Genomic DNA, 15,438 nt, shown 5'->3' with positions numbered 1-15,438 from the left:
TCAGCGCACCCGGCTGCGCGTCAGGCGCGCGTCGAGATAGCTGTGGAGCGCCCGGTCCAGGGGTTCGCTGGTATCGAGTCGCACGTAGTCCGCTCCTGCGGCCGTCAGACGCGCCTGCAGCGCGGTGTGATGTGCGGACACCAGCGTTTTGTACTTGTCGCGCAGGGCACTGGGCTTGAGCGGCAGCAGCGCACCGCTTTCGGCATCCTCAAATGTCGTGTCGTCATCACCGGGCAAGTCCCGCTCCGCCGGGTCTACCACATGAAACACGATCACATCGTGCCCGTGCATGCGCAGCGCGTCCACTGCCCGCCCAACCGCATCCGGCTGTTCGTAGCAGTCGGTAATGAGCACGAGAATGCCGGCCCGCTGCGAGAGCAGCCCCACCTTCTCCAATGACGCAATGAGCTGACTCGGGCCACCCGCCTTGGTCGCGGCCAGCGTGTGCAGCATACGCTGCAGATGGCGAACCGATGGCGGAATGACATCCACCAGTTCCTGCGTGAACGTGGCCAGCCCCACCCGGTCACCCTGCGACTTGGATAGCCAGGCCAGACTGGCTGTCAACATGCGGGCGTAGGCGAATTTGGTCACCGCCCCGCTGCCGTAGTTCATGCTCCCCGAGGTATCGACCGCAAACAGCACACTCGCGTTGGTGTCTGCGTCATACTCCTTGATGTAGAACCGGTCGGTGCGACCGTACACGCGCCAGTCAATGCGCCGCAGGTCATCGCCCGGCTGGTACGAGCGATGCTCCGCAAAGTCGAGTGACGATCCTTTGCGCATGGAACGGTGCTGGCCGTGCATGAATCCATCCACGACCGTACGCGCGAGCAGCGCGAGATCCGAGATCTTCGCGAGCAGGGCAGGGTCGAGAAAGGCCGCCGGGGCTACGGACACAGGCAATACCGGTCAGAGCGAGGACTTGGGAACCGAAACCGACTCGAGCAAACGCGCCACCATGCTGTCGGTGGTGACCTTCTCCGATTGGGCCTGGAAGTTCACCAGAACGCGATGACGCAACACCGGCCGCGCCAACGCCTTCACATCGTCAAAGCTGGCGCTCGCCCGCCCCTGCAACAGCGCGCGGGCCTTCGCACCAAGCACCAGCGCCTGCGCGGCACGGACTGACGCACCGTAGCTCACGTACTGCTTCACATAGTCGGGGGCACCCACATCGGTAGGGCGGGTGCAACGCACCAGCTTCACCGCATAGCGCGTGACGGCATCCGCAATAGGCAGGCGACGCACCACGCGCTGATAGGCGAGGATCTCCTCTTTCGAAACCACCGACTGCACCGCATCCGGCGGCAGCGCCGTCGTGGCCTTCACGACCGCCACTTCATCCTCTTCCGGCAGGTAGTCCAACATGACTTCCAGCATGAACCGGTCGAGCTGTGCTTCCGGCAGCGGATAGGTGCCCTCAAGCTCAATGGGGTTCTGTGTGGCGAAGACAAAGAACGGCTTGTCGAGTTCGTACGTACGCCCCTGAACCGTGACGCGCCGTTCCTGCATGGCCTCCAGCAGCGCCGCCTGCGTCTTGGGCGGCGTCCGGTTGATTTCGTCGGCCAGCAGCACGTTGGCAAAGACCGGTCCGGGCATGAACGCCAATCGCCGCTGCCCCGTGGCAGGATCGTCCTGGATGACATCGGTCCCCGTGACATCACTCGGCATCAGATCCGGGGTGAACTGGATGCGCGAAAACTTGAGATCCAGCGCCCGAGCCAGCGTGGAGATGAGCAGCGTTTTGGCCAGCCCCGGCACCCCCACCAGCAGACAGTTCCCGCCGGCGAACAGCGCGACGAGCGCCTGTTCGACCACCGCGTCCTGCCCCACGATCACCTTGCGGAGTTCGCTGGCAATGCGTTGCCCCGCTCCCTGCAGCCGGTCGGCCAGGGTGGCATCGTCAAGACGGTCCAGTTCGTTGAGGGGTGCAGTCACGCAGGTCCTCGGTGCAGTGGGGAAGGGTCAGCGCGTTAGCGCGTAAATCACGTAGTTCACGCCCAGCTTGTACGCTTCGTTCGACATGTCCACCGGAAAGAACCCCTCATCGGAGAACTCCCACATCTCGGACAGATCGTTGTTGTAGTTCGCTATGGCCAGCAGCCGCTTGCGCGGGTCGTTGTCCTCAAAGAACCCGTAGAACACGGCCTTGAGACCGTAGTACGGATGGGTGTAGTCGAGGGAGCGGATCTTGTAGAACGAATCGAAGATGGGGTGCGACAGGTCGAGCGGTACCGCCCGCACGTTCGGCAAGACGCGCTTCATCTGACTTTCAAAATTCAGCCAATGCTGTCCGGCGAAATCATCGAAAATGATAAAGCCACCCTTGGCGAGATAATTCCGCAGCCCCAGCACTTCCTTGTCGTTGGGACGCCAGAACCCGGGCTCCGCCATGTAGGCCACCGGGTACTTCCCCAGTTGAGCATCATCGAGCGTGAGAATGTTGCTCGCCCCTGTGCGGACTCGCGCAGTGGAGAGGGTGCTCACAATCTTGGTGAAATTCCGCTCGCCGCGCGGATAATCGTGCGACCACGGCAAGTCGCGGCCGCCGCGGAAGCCGCTGCTGCTGGAAAAGTCGGGCATGATGTACTTCACCCGCACCCACGTAAATCGCCCATCGTACGGCACATTGGGCTCGAACTCCGGCGCCCCGCGCCGACGCTGCGCGCCGGCGTCGGCCGGCAGCACCGTGCCGGTGGCGAGGAGCACGAGGGCGAGTACGACGCCACGCCATCTCCGCATCACCGAACGCCTCCACGCTTGCGCAGCTCGAGCAGCAACTGCTGGGCATTCTCGTAGCTTGGCGCGTCTTCGAGGATGCCCAGCAACTCCCGGCGCGCCGCCGCCACATCGCCTCCGGCGGCAAGCGCGCGCGCCAGTTCATAGCGTGCTTCGGTCAGGTCGGGCGGCCGCAGCGCAATCACGGCCCGACGTTCCCGGATGGCCCGCGCGTGATCCCCCTGCCTGGCGGCGAGTATCGCCAGCGCTTCATGGTCCCCCGCGATGTAGGGCCAGACCCAGAGCAATCGTTCAATCGCTGCCGCCGCACCGGTGAGATCACCCCGCCGTTCACGCAGCTCCGCCTCGAGCTTGTTGGCGCCGTACGCCGTTTCGTCGCGGCTCGTGACCTGCTCAAGCATCTGTACCGCCAGGCTCGTGTCGTTTGCCAGAAGCGCCAGACGTGCCAAATGCCAGGCTGGCCCATCGTCGCCAGCGTACGAGGGAAACGCCCGATGGGCGCGCTCCAGCATCGTCCGCGCCGAGTCGCGTTGTGAATCGATGAGGCTCACCGCGCGCTGCATCAGGCGAACGAAATCGCCGCCGCTGCTGTCGGTGGGCGAGCTCCCGGCCACCGCCTGAAGTTCCGCTGCAAAACGCTGCTTCACCCACGCGTCAAACTGGGTGTCCACCTGCGGCATGGTCAGCCCCAACACCCGCTGCATTACGGCGGGGGTATCAAGGCCGTCCCGATAGGCCACCAGGAGTGCGGGGAGCGCCGCGGCCCCCTTCGTCAGCTCCACCCACTCGCAAAAGAGCGATGCCTGGTAGTAGCTGAACGAGGTTTCTTCCGGATACCGAGGACGCATGAAGCCATCGGTCAGCTGACTCACATTCCGCAGACGGCCAGCGCGATAGGCCAACATCCACGGCAACGTGGTGCGGGCCCCCCATCCGATATTGGCCCGGCGCTCCTCCAGCACCGACAGTCCTTCAGAGAGCCAGCGGGGCACTCGATGCGCTGACGCACCGAGCGTAAACGCGTGCGTCAGTTCATGCCAGGCCGTACTTCCCCAATTGAACGTCCCCCGCTCACGCGCATTGGGCGTATCCATGGCCAGCAGACTGCCAAAGCTCACACCGAGGGCACCGAGTCCGGTCAGCCCCACGGTCCGTACCGAAAAGTCGGCGTGCTGCCGAAAGAATTCGAGCCGCACAGGGGTGGGTGCCCGGTAGCCATAGCGCACCGCCAGTGAGTCATAGGCGCGCTCCAGCAGCGGCATGATGTACAGCGACAGCAGCTCCGCATCGTCAACCGGCGCCACCACCGCAAACCGCCCCTTCGTGATGGTGGTGAACGTCCGCATTTTGTCGAGCAGGTCGAGCGTATTCTTGTGCCAGAGGTTGAATGGATCCAGCGCAAACGCTCGTTCAACGGCCGCGCGTCCCTCGGTCATCTGCCCAATACGTAACTGGGTAGTGCCAAGCACACCCAATGCCTCAATGGACGCGCTGTCGTATTGCACTGCCTGCTGGGCCAGCGCCACTGCCTCCGCGTAGCGACGCTGCCGCACCGCCGCTTCTGCCAGCGCTGTAAGAAACGCCGCTGGCCGTGGCTGAAGGGCGGTCGCGGCCAGCAGCGCGCGTTTATACGTCGCGGAGTCACCGGTCACCCACGCTTGTGCACCCAACACCGCCCAGGCGTCCATCAGGGCACTGTCGGCCACAATGGCGCGCTCCGCCGTGGTGCGCGCCGAATCGAAGGCTTCGGCATCGAGCTGCAAGCGCGCCACAAATGCGAGGGCGCCCGCGTGTGCAGGTGCGGTCATCAGCGCTTTGCGTGCCGTAACCATGGCTGTGCCTTTGCCTTCGAACTCCTCCACTTGTGCCAGCCCGAGCAAGGCATCGGGATTGTTCGGGGCCCGCTTCAGCATTCCTTCAAATGACGCGCGCGCTTCCGGCGCGTTGTACTTCTCCAGAAACAGCGTGCCGATACGGTGTTGTGCGTCCAGATTCGCCGAATCGGCGCGCACCGCACGATCGAACGCCGACAATGCCGATCGAATGGCACCGGCGTTGCCACTGCCAAGGAGCACATACGCCCGACCGGCCGAGGTATACTCGGCGCTGGTCTGTGCGCCCTGCTGCTCGTAGGCCATCACCACACGACGCGCCCGCACCATGGCATCCTGTCTGGCGCCGCGGCGGGCCGCCGATTCGGCTTGCGCTACCTCCGCCGCGTAACGGTCGCTGCGGTTCGGCGCTTGGGCACGCGATAACGCGGGCGCCAGCAACAAGGGCAGGCCAAGACCAACGCAATACCTTGCGAGCCGCCTCACCGCGCACCTCCCGCGGCCTTGATGGCGGCGGTCTTCTCTGCGATCAACAGCAGCAGACGCTCAAGCTCCGTTTCGTAGTCGGCCGCTGGCATGCTGGCCTTGCGGGCCCGCAACGCGGCCACTTCACTCTCCAGCACCAAACGCTCGGCCAGCAGCGCTGCCACGCGCGGGTCGCTGGAGGATGCCCGCTTGCCAAAGGCAATGCGCGCGGCCACCACTGAATCACTCAGCACCGCATGTTCCGTGAGCATCCGGTTGCTCGCCGTGTACGACTTGGCGACTTCGGTACGGGCAAAGCGAAACGCTTCAAGCACTGACAGGCGTCCGTCCTTGTCGACATCCGCGTCGTCGCTGGTGAGGGCACGCGTAAAGTGTTGCAGAAACTCCGCGTCGTTTTTCTCCACGGCCGAGCGGGTGGCGGTGATCACAACGCGTCCCGGTGCACTCAAGACCGGGACAAAGTCACCACTGCCGGTGGCCGCATTCACAAAGACGACCTGCTGTTCGCCGAATGGCGCGAGCCACGCAGCGTATTCCGTCGCCGTTGCATCGGGGCCAGGCAGATTCACCTTGGAGCCCGCTCCCTCGCCACTGCCGTGGCCGATCAGCAGGACCAGCAGCACATCGCCAGCCGAGACCCGTCGCGACAGCGACAGGAACGCCTTCCCGATGTTTTCGCGCGTCGAACGTCCGTTATACGCCAGAGAGTCTTCCGTGAGCACCACAAGACTGGAGTCCGGTACGCCCCACTGCGTTCTGGCGGTGGTTTCTGTTGCCGACACCGCAGCGCCGAACCGTGTCTTGAATGCCGGGTCACCGGAGAGCCCCGCCACCACCAGAGCATGCGTGCGCTGCGCCGACAATGGCGAGGCAGCCAACAGGCTGAACATGGTGGCGCTCACTATGCTCCAGCAGCTACGCATCCTGATCGTTCCCTGACGGGCGTGATTCATGCCAGCCCTCTCCATCGACGGTATCCCCATTCGGCAGCCAACAGCAGCGCCACCAGAAGAAATACCGCCGGCATGTCCCACAGATCCTTGGCTTCGCGTACCGTGACCCCGGCATTGGTAAAAGTGGCGTCGTCGGCGAGCGCGGCGGCCTCGGCCAGCGGGTAGTACACGCCGCCCGTTTCCTCGGCGATGCGCCGCAGTAACGGTGCGCGCAGTTCGGCCTGCGCCACGTCGGCGCCGCGTTCGTCCACCAGCACCGTGGTTGTGACGGCCTGCAGTGAATCCCGGCCGGTCCGGGCCACGGCATCAACGGTATAGCGGCCCGTATCACGCGGTGTGAATCGTGCGCTGTAACTGCCATCATCGCGCAGCGACCATTCAAGGGAGAACACTTCGCTGGTACCGGCGGGCCCCGTGACGATGGCCGACACCTGCGCATCGTTGATGTCCTCGAACTGCGGCGACGCCAGCTGCGCCCGCAGTACGACCGCCTCACCCGGGGCGACCCGCGTGGGCGTCGCGGTCACGTCAAACGGAGCGGGCACATCATCCACGAGCCAGCGGATCATCTGGCGCCAGAACGTCTGATGGGTCTGGTCTTCTACCGGGATGGCGGCATCCATGCGCCAGAGCCACGAATCCTGCGCGCCAAAGACCGCACTCATGCCCCGGCCGTAGCGTTGCCAGGCCAGCACCGGAATATCGCTGCGCCCGCCCTCGCTGCGACCGGACAGCAGCAAGGTGGCGCCCGCCCGCAGCGATCCGAGCTGATTGACCGTGGTGAGAGGCGGCAGCGAATCCCAACGCTGACGCGACGCCATGAGCGATTCGCGCAGCTGCAGCGCGGGATGGATTTCGCCGGCACGGGTGGGTCGCACCTGGACGGGGAGTGCCGGCCCCTCGGCGTTGATCTCGCCGCGCGTCATGGTGAGCGGCAGCGCATCCGCGAGCGGCGTGCCGGCAAAGCCCCCTTCGCCCAGCGAGGCCCGCCCGCCCAGCACCAGCAATCCGCCACCACGCACACTCACGAAGTCGGCCAGCATGCGCAGCTGTTCGCCCGTAAAGAACGCTGCTTCAACACTGCCCAGAATGATGGCGCGATAGGTGAAGAGTTCGTCGCGCGTTGCGGGAAATCCGTTCAACAGCTCGAGACTGTCACGCACGCCGAGTCGCAAATATTTGCGTTCGGCGCTGCGCATGAGACCAACCACCTGCACGGCGCTGTCTTCGTTCACGGCACGCCGGAGGAACGCAAACTCCGGTCGTGGTTCGCCTTCCACATAGAGCACCCGATCCGGGCCGGCCCGGACTTCCAGGCTGGTTTGCCACTCGTTGTTCTGCGTCACGATTTCCGTGGGGAGCGGGCGCACGCGCACGGCCAATCGATGCACACCCGTTGGCAGTGGCGGAATACGCACCCGCACCGTGGAGAGATCGCCGCGTGCGGGAGGCTGCACCGTTTCGGTGGCCACCACGCGCCCATCCGCTTCGAGGGTGAGGGGAACGCGCGCGTTGTCCATTCCACGCACGCGCACATCCACTTCCACCACCCCTGCCGCGCCCGACAACAGTCGGCGCGGTGCCTGTACCCGCTCAATGGCAATGTCGCGGGCAAAGCGTTCCTGCCCTACACCAACCGTGTAAACAGGTACGCGACGAGCTCGCAGCGCCAGCAGCGCATCGTCCAGCGAGGCCGTGCCATTGTCGGCGCCATCACTGATCAGCACTACGCCGGCGAGTGGCATGCCTTCCAGATCCTCGCGGGCATCATCGAGGGACTGTGCGAGGTCAGAGCGGGTCCCGAGGGCTTGAACCTCTGCACTGGAGCGTACGGGCGTCGCGCTGGCGGCAAAGCGAAAGCGACGGACCGCAAAGCGCGCACTGAGGGCGCGCACGAGCGCACTGCTGTCGGCAAAGCGCTGTTGCACCGCCGAGACGCGAGTGGTGGTATCACGACCCGTGCCGGCATCGGCAATGCGCATACTGCGCGAATCGTCGAACAGCACGGCCAGCACATTGCGCTGTGGCACGGCCGCGGCGGTTACCAAGCCCGGACGGAAGAGGCAAGCGATCAACGCGGCGAGAGAGAGCGCGCGCAGCGTCCCGAGGATGACGCGGTCCTGAACCGACAACGTGCGTAGCCGGCCATGGGTCACGACGACAACGGCCAGCAGCAGCAGCGCCATGCCGGCCAGCAGCCCAACTGGCAGGACGGGCGCTGTTACGAATTCCCCGCGGGCAAAGGCGCGCGGGGGATACTTGAAGAGCCACGTGCCAATCGTGTCGAACCAGGATCCCACGTGCTCTCAACCGGTGAGGGGCAGTAAACGCACATCAACCCGCATGTCAGACAGTGCAGCCTGAACGGCGTGCCGTCCACTGTAGACGCAGCGTACCGCTCGGATGTTGTGAACGCGTCCCGCGATGCGTGGTCCTTAACACCGGGTTCGGAACGGCGTCCAACAGGGTGAAGCGGGCGCCGGCTTGGCGACTGCAACACTTAACCGGAAGGGTCCCATGACATATATCCGTTCCCAGTTGTTGGCGGCCACACTCGTTGGCCTGGCCTTTGTATCTCCGCTGCAGGCGCAAGGTGCCACTGGGGCCCCTGGCCCGCGTCCCCGCGATGGGCAGGGCGCGCCAATGGGTGGGCGGCGCGCGGGCGGTCCGGAAGGACGCCCAGAGGGCCGTGGCAATCCGGCCGCCATGCTGTTGCGCATGCGCAGCCAGCTCGAACTCACGGATGAGCAGGTCCAGAAGCTCCAGTCGCTGCAGAACAGTGCGGCGCCAAAGATCAACGCCGCCGATCAGCTGAGGGCGCGGGCGGATCTCATGGAGGCCATGCAGGGCGATGGCAATATGTCCAAAGCCAGGGCCGCGCTTGATCGGATGAGCGCCATGCGCAACGAGCGCATGATTGCGGGGCTCAAGCAGCGTCAGGAGGTGCGCGGCGTACTCACGGCCTCGCAGAAGACCAAGCTGGACAATTGGCAACAGCAGCGGCGCGGACAGATGCGCCAGCAGATGCGCGGCGGACGGGGCCAGCAGCGCGGGATGATGCGCGGAGGCAGAGGGCCGAATGAGCGGTTTGGCCCGGACGAACTGCGGAGACGGCGGTAAAGGCGTTATGGATGACGGCGTTCTGGGTTATCGGGTAAGCGATAACAGCGGGGGACAGCGACCCGCCGTTACGAGTTAACCCGATAACCCAGAACGCCGTCATCCATAACGCAGTTACACAGCTTTATTGTTCGTCTGCAGACGGTCCGAAGAGCCCCGGCACTGGGACCTCCAGCAGGCGGTAGTACATGGTCATCTGGGCTCGGTGGTGAATCATGTGATTCAGCACGACGGAGCGGAGCACGGCAATGCGTGGCATGCTCATGACGGGGTGGCCGCCCATGGTGGCCTGCCAGGTAACCTGCAGGTCGGCGTCGGACATGGTGGCCAGGACGGACTTGAATTGGGCCACGCGCTCGTCGTGAATGGCGAGAAAGTCGTCGATCGTTTTGGGGTCCACCTTGGCGGGCATCGGACCATCAAACGCCAGCTCGGTCGTGGTGCAAGTCACGGTACCCCAGAGCCCCGGGTCGAGCAGGTGAATGGCGAGCTTGCCTAGCGGCCAGCTTTTGGCGTGCGGCGTGAAGTCCAGCTTGTCGACGGGCAATCGCTCAAACATGCGCCGGGTGCCGGCAAACTCCTGGTCGAGGTCCATCAGGACCGTCTGCGACAGCTTTGACATGGGGGTGCTCCTGGTCTCGGGAAAGGGCGGGGTGGGCGGAGTGCGCACCGCGCGGCGCCACCGGGCGACATCGCCCGGGGTGTCGAGATCAAAATGCCCATCCCGAAGAAAAACCGTAAGTGTTTCCGTCTGCTGCAGCAGCGGTCGAGCCCCCTGATCGCCGGCAAGAGCGGCCAGCCAGTCCCAGTCGGCACGCGGCAACACCGCAGGAATTCCGCGCACCCGAGCGCCATCATCGCGGCTATACAGCGACGCTACACGGGTATTCCCGTTAAAAGCACCTAGCAATTTCGCACAATGTTCGGCGTTCACCGTCGGCATGTCGCACGCCGCGATCAACACACCGGGTGCGTCAGGTGACCACTCCCGGGCAGCGCCAATGCCGGCCGCAATCGATGATCCCATGCCATCGGTCCACCCGTCATGCACAGCCACGTGGACCGCCTCCCCGGCCAGTGCGCTCATCACCTCCGGGGCGTGTGCGCCCACCACCACCACCACGGGGGCACACCCTGCATCCCGAAGCGCCCTCGCCATGCGGACCACGGCCGGCGTCCCACCGTCATCGAGCAGCAACTGTTTGGGCTCGCCGAGGCGTTGTGACGCGCCCGCGGCCAGCAGCAGCCCCACGACTGCTGGCGATGCGGTCCGGTCCAAGGCGACGCTCTCGTCCGACATGCCGTGCGTGATGATCGGCGTTACTCAGCCGGATGCTCTGGCAGTTCGCAGCGCAGGGGCACCTCCGGGAGCGTGGGCGCTTGGTCGCGCTCCAGCACCCGCGGCGACGGCGTGCGGCTGTGAATGGGGCTTTGCCGCTCCCGCAGAAAACCAGCCGGCCGTGCATGCATAACCGCTTCAATCTCGGCGATCGCGGCCAAGGCAATAGACGCAGGACTTTCTCCACCCAGATCCAGGCCGATGGGGGCATACAGCTTGTGGCGCAGGCGAGCCGTGAGCGGCGTGCCCCGCGCGGCGAGCACGCCTTCGGCATGCTCCACCAGTTGCCCGGCCCGTTTGCGTGATCCCAGCACCCCCACATACCCCAAGGGCAACGGCAAGGTGGCCGTCATCCAGGCGCTGTCCACATCGAAGATGTGCGACAGCAACACCACCGCGGACCGAGCGTCATGCGGGAGCTCCGCCAAGGCACTGTGCACCGCCTCCAACTGCCGTACCCGACGCCGCATCACGCCCTCGGGGAGATCCAATTCGTCCAGGAGCGCCGGGCGATGATCGAGTATCGTGACCTGCCAGCCCATGGTGTGGGCAATACGGGCAATGGCTTCGGCGCCACGACTGGCGCCCACACAATGCAGGGCGATGGCCGGTACCAGCGGCTCGATGAACACGGTCATTTCATCGGCGACCGTGTGCAGCAACGCATGCCCGGTGCGCATCGTCGAATGGGCCAGCGGAAGGAGCTCCGGCAGCGAAAGCAGCCGCGCATCATCGTGCAGGACGTGCCATTTGGCTGGCGACGGATCACCGTCAAGCAACGCGCAGGTGGCGCCGCCTCCATGACTGTCCAGCAGCGTGACCACGGCCCCGCCAAGACGACGGCCTCGGACCGCTTCCGCCTGGGCCATCCACCGCCAATCCGTAAGCGGCTCCAGCAGCAGGTGGGCGATCCCGTCGCACTTCGCCCCGAACCCCCAGATGGTTTCCAGGTCGGCACGCAAATCATACATGAGGCGCGCCGCCCGTCCGCTGGCACACACCTCGGCGGCCCGCGCCGCCACGTCCCCCTCCAGGCACCCCCCGCTGATGGCGCCGGCCAGAACCCGTCCCTCAGCGTCCACCAGCATCCGAGCCCCCGGCTGCCGATAGGACGACCCATCCACCTGAACCAGCGTGGCGAGCGCCAACGGCACCTGGGGGCGCGCCTGACGCGCTGCCTGCGCCGCACGCGCGAGTTCGACGAAGCCGGTCACAGACGCTCCAGTGTCACACGGAGAGAGAAATCCATCGCCAACCCACGGGGGCCTGCACTTCAGCGGTTACGTGGAGGCGTATCAGCGAACAATAGAGCGCACCGGCGCCGCACGCCAACGCAGCCGTACCGATGATCTCCCGGCGCTCCGGCAGTCTGAGCCCAACACGCGCTGTTGACACCGCCGCCTAACAAAGGGTACGGCCGCCGACCGGACCGGTCCGACATGAAACCCACACCGTCGTGTGCCCGTTGTTCTCACCTAACGACGTTCCAAATCCAATAAAGCAAGTACCTACTTGCGTGCAAGCAGGTGCTTGCTTATCAATTCGCTCATGATTGACGATCATCGAAACCGAATACTCCAGGCGGCGGCCCGCATCTACACCCAGCACGGGTGGCGCGGGGCGACCACCAAGCGCATCGCCGAGGAAGCCGGCGTCAATGAAGTCACGCTCTTCCGTCAGTTCGGGGCCAAGGACGCGCTGCTCGAACAGATGATGCGCGATCTCGCGGCGCCCAAGGAAGGCATGACGCTTCCGGAAGTGCCTCAGCATCCCGAGCAGGAGCTCGTGGTGTGGGCACAGGCTCACCACCAGGAGACGTGCAGCAAGCGTCCGCTCATCCGCCAGATGATGTCTGACGTTCAGGAGCATCCACACCTCGTGACCTGTGCCACGGAAAGTCCCAACGGGGCCATGGCACAGTTGCGCGCCTATGTCCTGCAGCTGCGCGCGCAGGGATTCATTGGCGACCACGAGGCGGTATCGGCGGCCGACATGGAAGCGGCCGTCACGATGTTGATGGGCGCGGTCTTTGCCGATGGCATGAACCGCGATGTCATGCCCTTCATGTTCACCCAACCCGCAGAAGGCAGCCTGCGGTCCTACGTCCGGCTCTTTCTGCGCGGCCTCGGCGCGCTGCACGAACCCGCGACGCTTTCGGCACACGCACCGTCTTCCGCGTTGCCTCAGCCCATACCATCCGCATGATCGCTTCTTCCCGTGCCCGCACACCGCGCTCGGCACTCTCATCTCTGATACGCGCGGCGGCACTGCCCGCCGCGTGCACGCTTTGGCTGGCCCTGCCCGCCGCGTTGTCCGCGCAGTCGGCGCCTTCAGCGGCGCCGCGGGCGCTCTCGTTGAGTGACGCGCTGGCGTTGGCCAAGGGGACCAGCGAAAACGTGGCCCTCGCACGCGCCGGCGAACAGCGGGCCCGTGGGCAAGTGGGGCAACGCCGTTCCGCGCTGTTGCCGCAGGTCAGCACGTCGCTCAATTGGCAGAAGCAGCTGCAGAACCAGTTTGCCGCCATTAGCGAGCGTAGTGGGTCCGGCAACAGCGGCGCCAACACCGGTGGAGGCAGCGACACCACGTCGCTTGCTGACAATCCCATCACCCGCATCTTTGCCTCGCAGTACAACCTGAATTTCGGACTCACGGCCAGTCAGCCGTTGTACACGGGCGGCCGTATAATGTCCGATCTGCGCGCCGCCAAGACGGCACGTGAGTCGGCCGAAATCGGAATCACGAGCGCCGAAGCGCAGGTGCAGCTCGATGTCACGCAGGCGTACTATGATGCGTTACTGACCGAGCGGCTCTCCACCATTGCTGACAGTGCCTTTGTGCAGGCCGAGCGCACGCTGCGGCAGGTGCAACTCACGCGCAACGTGGGTTCCACGAGTGAATTCGAGCTGATTCGCGCGCGGGTGACGCGCGACAACCAGCGCCCGCAGCTGTTGCAGGCTCGGACCAATCGGGAAACCGCCCTGCTGCGCTTACGGCAGTTGCTCGACTTGCCGGCCACGCAACTGCTCATGCTTACCGACAGCATCGCGGAAACGCCGGCGCCTGCCGCACTGCCCTCCGCGCCGATCACATCGGTGACTGTGGATGTCGCGCAAGTCCTGGCGCTTGATCCGCGCGTGCAGAGCAATGTGGCCAGTGTGGTGGCCGCAACTGATACCACGGCGCGGGCGCGAGCGGCGGTGCGGCAGGCGCTCAAGAGTGTGGAAGTGGCGCAGCTGCAGCTCAAGTCCACCAAGTCGCAGCGACTTCCCCAACTGTCTGTCTCGACGAACTATCAGCGGCTGGCGTATCCCGTCAATGCGCTCCCCAGGAGTCTGGGCGACTTCTTCCCCAACTGGACGGTTGGGATCGGGTTGTCGTATCCGCTCTTTACCGGCGGGCGGATCCGCAGCGAAATCGTGGCCGCGGAAGCTGGCGTGATCGAAGCCCGTCAACGACTCAAGCTGGCCGAAGAAGGCGCCACGCTCGACGCCCGCCTGGGAGCATTGCAGCTCACCGAAGCGGAAACGAACTGGCAAGCCAGTATCGGCACGGCGGAACAGGCCCAGCGCGCGTACGAGATTGCCGAAGTGCGTTTCCGCGAAGGGATCTCCACCCAGCTCGAATTGTCCGAAACACGCGTGCAGTTGCAGCAAGCCCTCGCCAATCGGGCGCGCGCCGCACGTGACCTGCAAGTGGCGCGCAAGCGTCTCGAACTGCTTCCCTACCTTCCGCTGTCGCAGGCCGGCAGCGCGTCCGCCGCGCCGTCGGCCTCCACGAACTCTGGAATCTCGCGATGATCAATATGGTGCGTAGAACGGCGCCGCTCGCCTTGCTGGCGCTCACGGCTGCTGCGTGTGGCAAATCGGCCGACAATGCCGCCCCCGAAGCGGCCAATGCCGCGCAGATCATCGGGCCGGACAACATTTCGGTGGCGACGGTGGACACGTTGTCGAGCGGCCCGGCCATCTCCGGCACGTTGGCCGCCGATCGTGACGCCCGCATTCGCGCGGAAGTGGGCGGCGCGGTCCTGCAAGTGATGGTGGATGCGGGGCAGCCGGTCAGTCAGGGCACGGTGCTGGCTCGCATCGATGATGCCGCCGTGCGCGACGCCGCCATTTCGGCCCGCTCCGGTGTCACACAGGCCACGGTCGCCGCGCAGCAGGCGGAGAAGGAACTGCAGCGGGCACGGGCGCTCGTGGCCGCAGGGGCCATTGCCGAGCGCGATGTCGAGAGCGCGGAACGGGGGAATCTGTCCGCCCAGGCGGCGTTGGCGGATGCCAATGCGCGGCTGTCGTCGGCCGAAAAGAACCTGCGCAACACGCAGGTCCGTGCCCCGTTCAGCGGCATTGTGGCAGAAAGGTCGGTGAGCCCGGGTGACATCGTGGCTCCCGGCAGCGCCATGTTCACCGTGATTGATCCGCGCAGTTTGCGGGTGGAGGCCTCCGTGCCGGCTGGCGCCCTGCGCGACGTGAAGGTGGGGGCGCCGGTGCGCTTCACCGTGAACGGCGCCGACCGCGAGCTGGAAGGACGGATCACGCGTGTTGCGCCCATGGTAAACGCGCAGACGAAGCAGGTCGCCATTCAGGCCTCCATCCCCAATAGTGCCGGCGTGCTGGTGGCCGGGTTGTTTGTGGAGGGGCGGGTGTCCGCGCAGAAGCGCGTCGGCGTGCTCGTTCCCGAACAGGCCGTGGACCAGACAGGGATCGTGTCCAACGTCATGCGTCTCAAGAACGGCAAGGTGGAGAAGGTGGAAGTACAGCTGGGACTGCGCGACGATGCCGCCGAACGGGTGGAAGTCACGTCGGGGCTGGCTGGTGGGGACACCGTGCTGCTGGGCGCTGCCCGCGGAATCTCGGTGGGTGTGGTCGTAACGGTGTCGGCGCCAACTGATGCCGCAGCCAAGAGCACGTCTGCCAAGTCAACGGCTGTGACGCCGGATTCGGCGAAGCCCTCAAAGAACTGAGCT

General features: G+C 65.3%; 12 protein-coding genes. 4 read left to right on the top strand and 8 right to left on the bottom strand.

What is annotated here, in order from left to right; all coding sequences use genetic code 11:
- The 6 genes from GEMMAAP_RS15945 to GEMMAAP_RS15920 are packed head-to-tail and all read right to left on the bottom strand — an operon-like array spanning position 1 to position 8,313.
- The gene (locus GEMMAAP_RS15945) at positions 1 to 900 is read right to left on the bottom strand and encodes a DUF58 domain-containing protein (RefSeq protein WP_053333638.1); all 900 of its coding nucleotides are present in this window, start codon (positions 898 to 900) and stop codon (positions 1 to 3) included.
- Positions 901 to 912: 12 nt separating this feature from the next.
- The gene (locus GEMMAAP_RS15940; protein ID WP_082821402.1) at positions 913 to 1,941 is read right to left on the bottom strand and encodes an AAA family ATPase; all 1,029 of its coding nucleotides are present in this window, start codon (positions 1,939 to 1,941) and stop codon (positions 913 to 915) included.
- A gap of 27 nt (positions 1,942 to 1,968) precedes the next feature.
- Positions 1,969 to 2,745, bottom strand: a complete 777-nt coding sequence (locus GEMMAAP_RS15935; protein WP_026848416.1) for a DUF4159 domain-containing protein — start codon at positions 2,743 to 2,745, stop codon at positions 1,969 to 1,971.
- Entirely contained in the window at positions 2,745 to 5,018 is a 2,274-nt protein-coding gene (locus GEMMAAP_RS15930; protein WP_026848417.1) for a tetratricopeptide repeat protein, read from the bottom strand. Before GEMMAAP_RS15930 ends, GEMMAAP_RS15935 begins: the two co-directional genes overlap by 1 nt.
- Before the next feature lie 38 nt (positions 5,019 to 5,056).
- Positions 5,057 to 6,013, bottom strand: a complete 957-nt coding sequence (locus GEMMAAP_RS15925; RefSeq protein WP_145979176.1) for a hypothetical protein — start codon at positions 6,011 to 6,013, stop codon at positions 5,057 to 5,059.
- Positions 6,010 to 8,313 carry a glutamine amidotransferase gene (locus GEMMAAP_RS15920; protein ID WP_026848419.1) on the bottom strand — a complete coding sequence of 768 codons (2,304 nt, stop codon included), beginning with the start codon at positions 8,311 to 8,313 and terminating at the stop codon, positions 6,010 to 6,012. Before GEMMAAP_RS15920 ends, GEMMAAP_RS15925 begins: the two co-directional genes overlap by 4 nt.
- Positions 8,314 to 8,530: 217 nt before the next feature.
- On the opposite strand from GEMMAAP_RS15920, the gene GEMMAAP_RS15915 reads away from it, so the two are divergent.
- Entirely contained in the window at positions 8,531 to 9,133 is a 603-nt protein-coding gene (locus tag GEMMAAP_RS15915) for a Spy/CpxP family protein refolding chaperone (protein WP_043579389.1), read from the top strand.
- Between the two features lie 124 nt (positions 9,134 to 9,257).
- Here GEMMAAP_RS15915 and GEMMAAP_RS20090 read toward each other — a convergent pair whose 3' ends face one another.
- Positions 9,258 to 10,433 (bottom strand): DinB family protein, encoded by a 1,176-nt coding sequence (locus GEMMAAP_RS20090; RefSeq protein WP_053333639.1) that lies wholly within the window; start codon positions 10,431 to 10,433, stop codon positions 9,258 to 9,260.
- Between the two features lie 20 nt (positions 10,434 to 10,453).
- On the bottom strand, positions 10,454 to 11,686 hold the full coding sequence (locus tag GEMMAAP_RS15900; RefSeq protein ID WP_026848421.1) for an XdhC family protein: 1,233 nt from the start codon (positions 11,684 to 11,686) through the stop codon (positions 10,454 to 10,456).
- Positions 11,687 to 12,020: 334 nt separating this feature from the next.
- On the opposite strand from GEMMAAP_RS15900, the gene GEMMAAP_RS15895 reads away from it, so the two are divergent.
- Genes GEMMAAP_RS15895 through GEMMAAP_RS15885 form a run of 3 tightly spaced genes read left to right on the top strand, consistent with a single transcriptional unit; the run spans position 12,021 to position 15,435 of the window.
- Positions 12,021 to 12,677 (top strand): TetR/AcrR family transcriptional regulator, encoded by a 657-nt coding sequence (locus GEMMAAP_RS15895; RefSeq protein ID WP_026848422.1) that lies wholly within the window; start codon positions 12,021 to 12,023, stop codon positions 12,675 to 12,677.
- Complete coding sequence (locus tag GEMMAAP_RS15890; protein ID WP_026848423.1) at positions 12,674 to 14,269, top strand: TolC family protein; 1,596 nt, start codon at positions 12,674 to 12,676, stop codon at positions 14,267 to 14,269. The genes GEMMAAP_RS15895 and GEMMAAP_RS15890 overlap by 4 nt, the downstream gene beginning before the upstream one ends.
- Entirely contained in the window at positions 14,266 to 15,435 is a 1,170-nt protein-coding gene (locus GEMMAAP_RS15885; protein WP_053333640.1) for an efflux RND transporter periplasmic adaptor subunit, read from the top strand. Before GEMMAAP_RS15890 ends, GEMMAAP_RS15885 begins: the two co-directional genes overlap by 4 nt.
- Positions 15,436 to 15,438 lie beyond the last annotated feature (3 nt).

This window comes from Gemmatimonas phototrophica (genome assembly GCF_000695095.2).
Classification (GTDB): Bacteria; Gemmatimonadota; Gemmatimonadetes; order Gemmatimonadales; family Gemmatimonadaceae; genus Gemmatimonas; species Gemmatimonas phototrophica.
The sequence above is the reverse complement of the archived record's forward strand: the minus strand, read 5'-3'. Positions and strand labels throughout refer to the sequence as shown.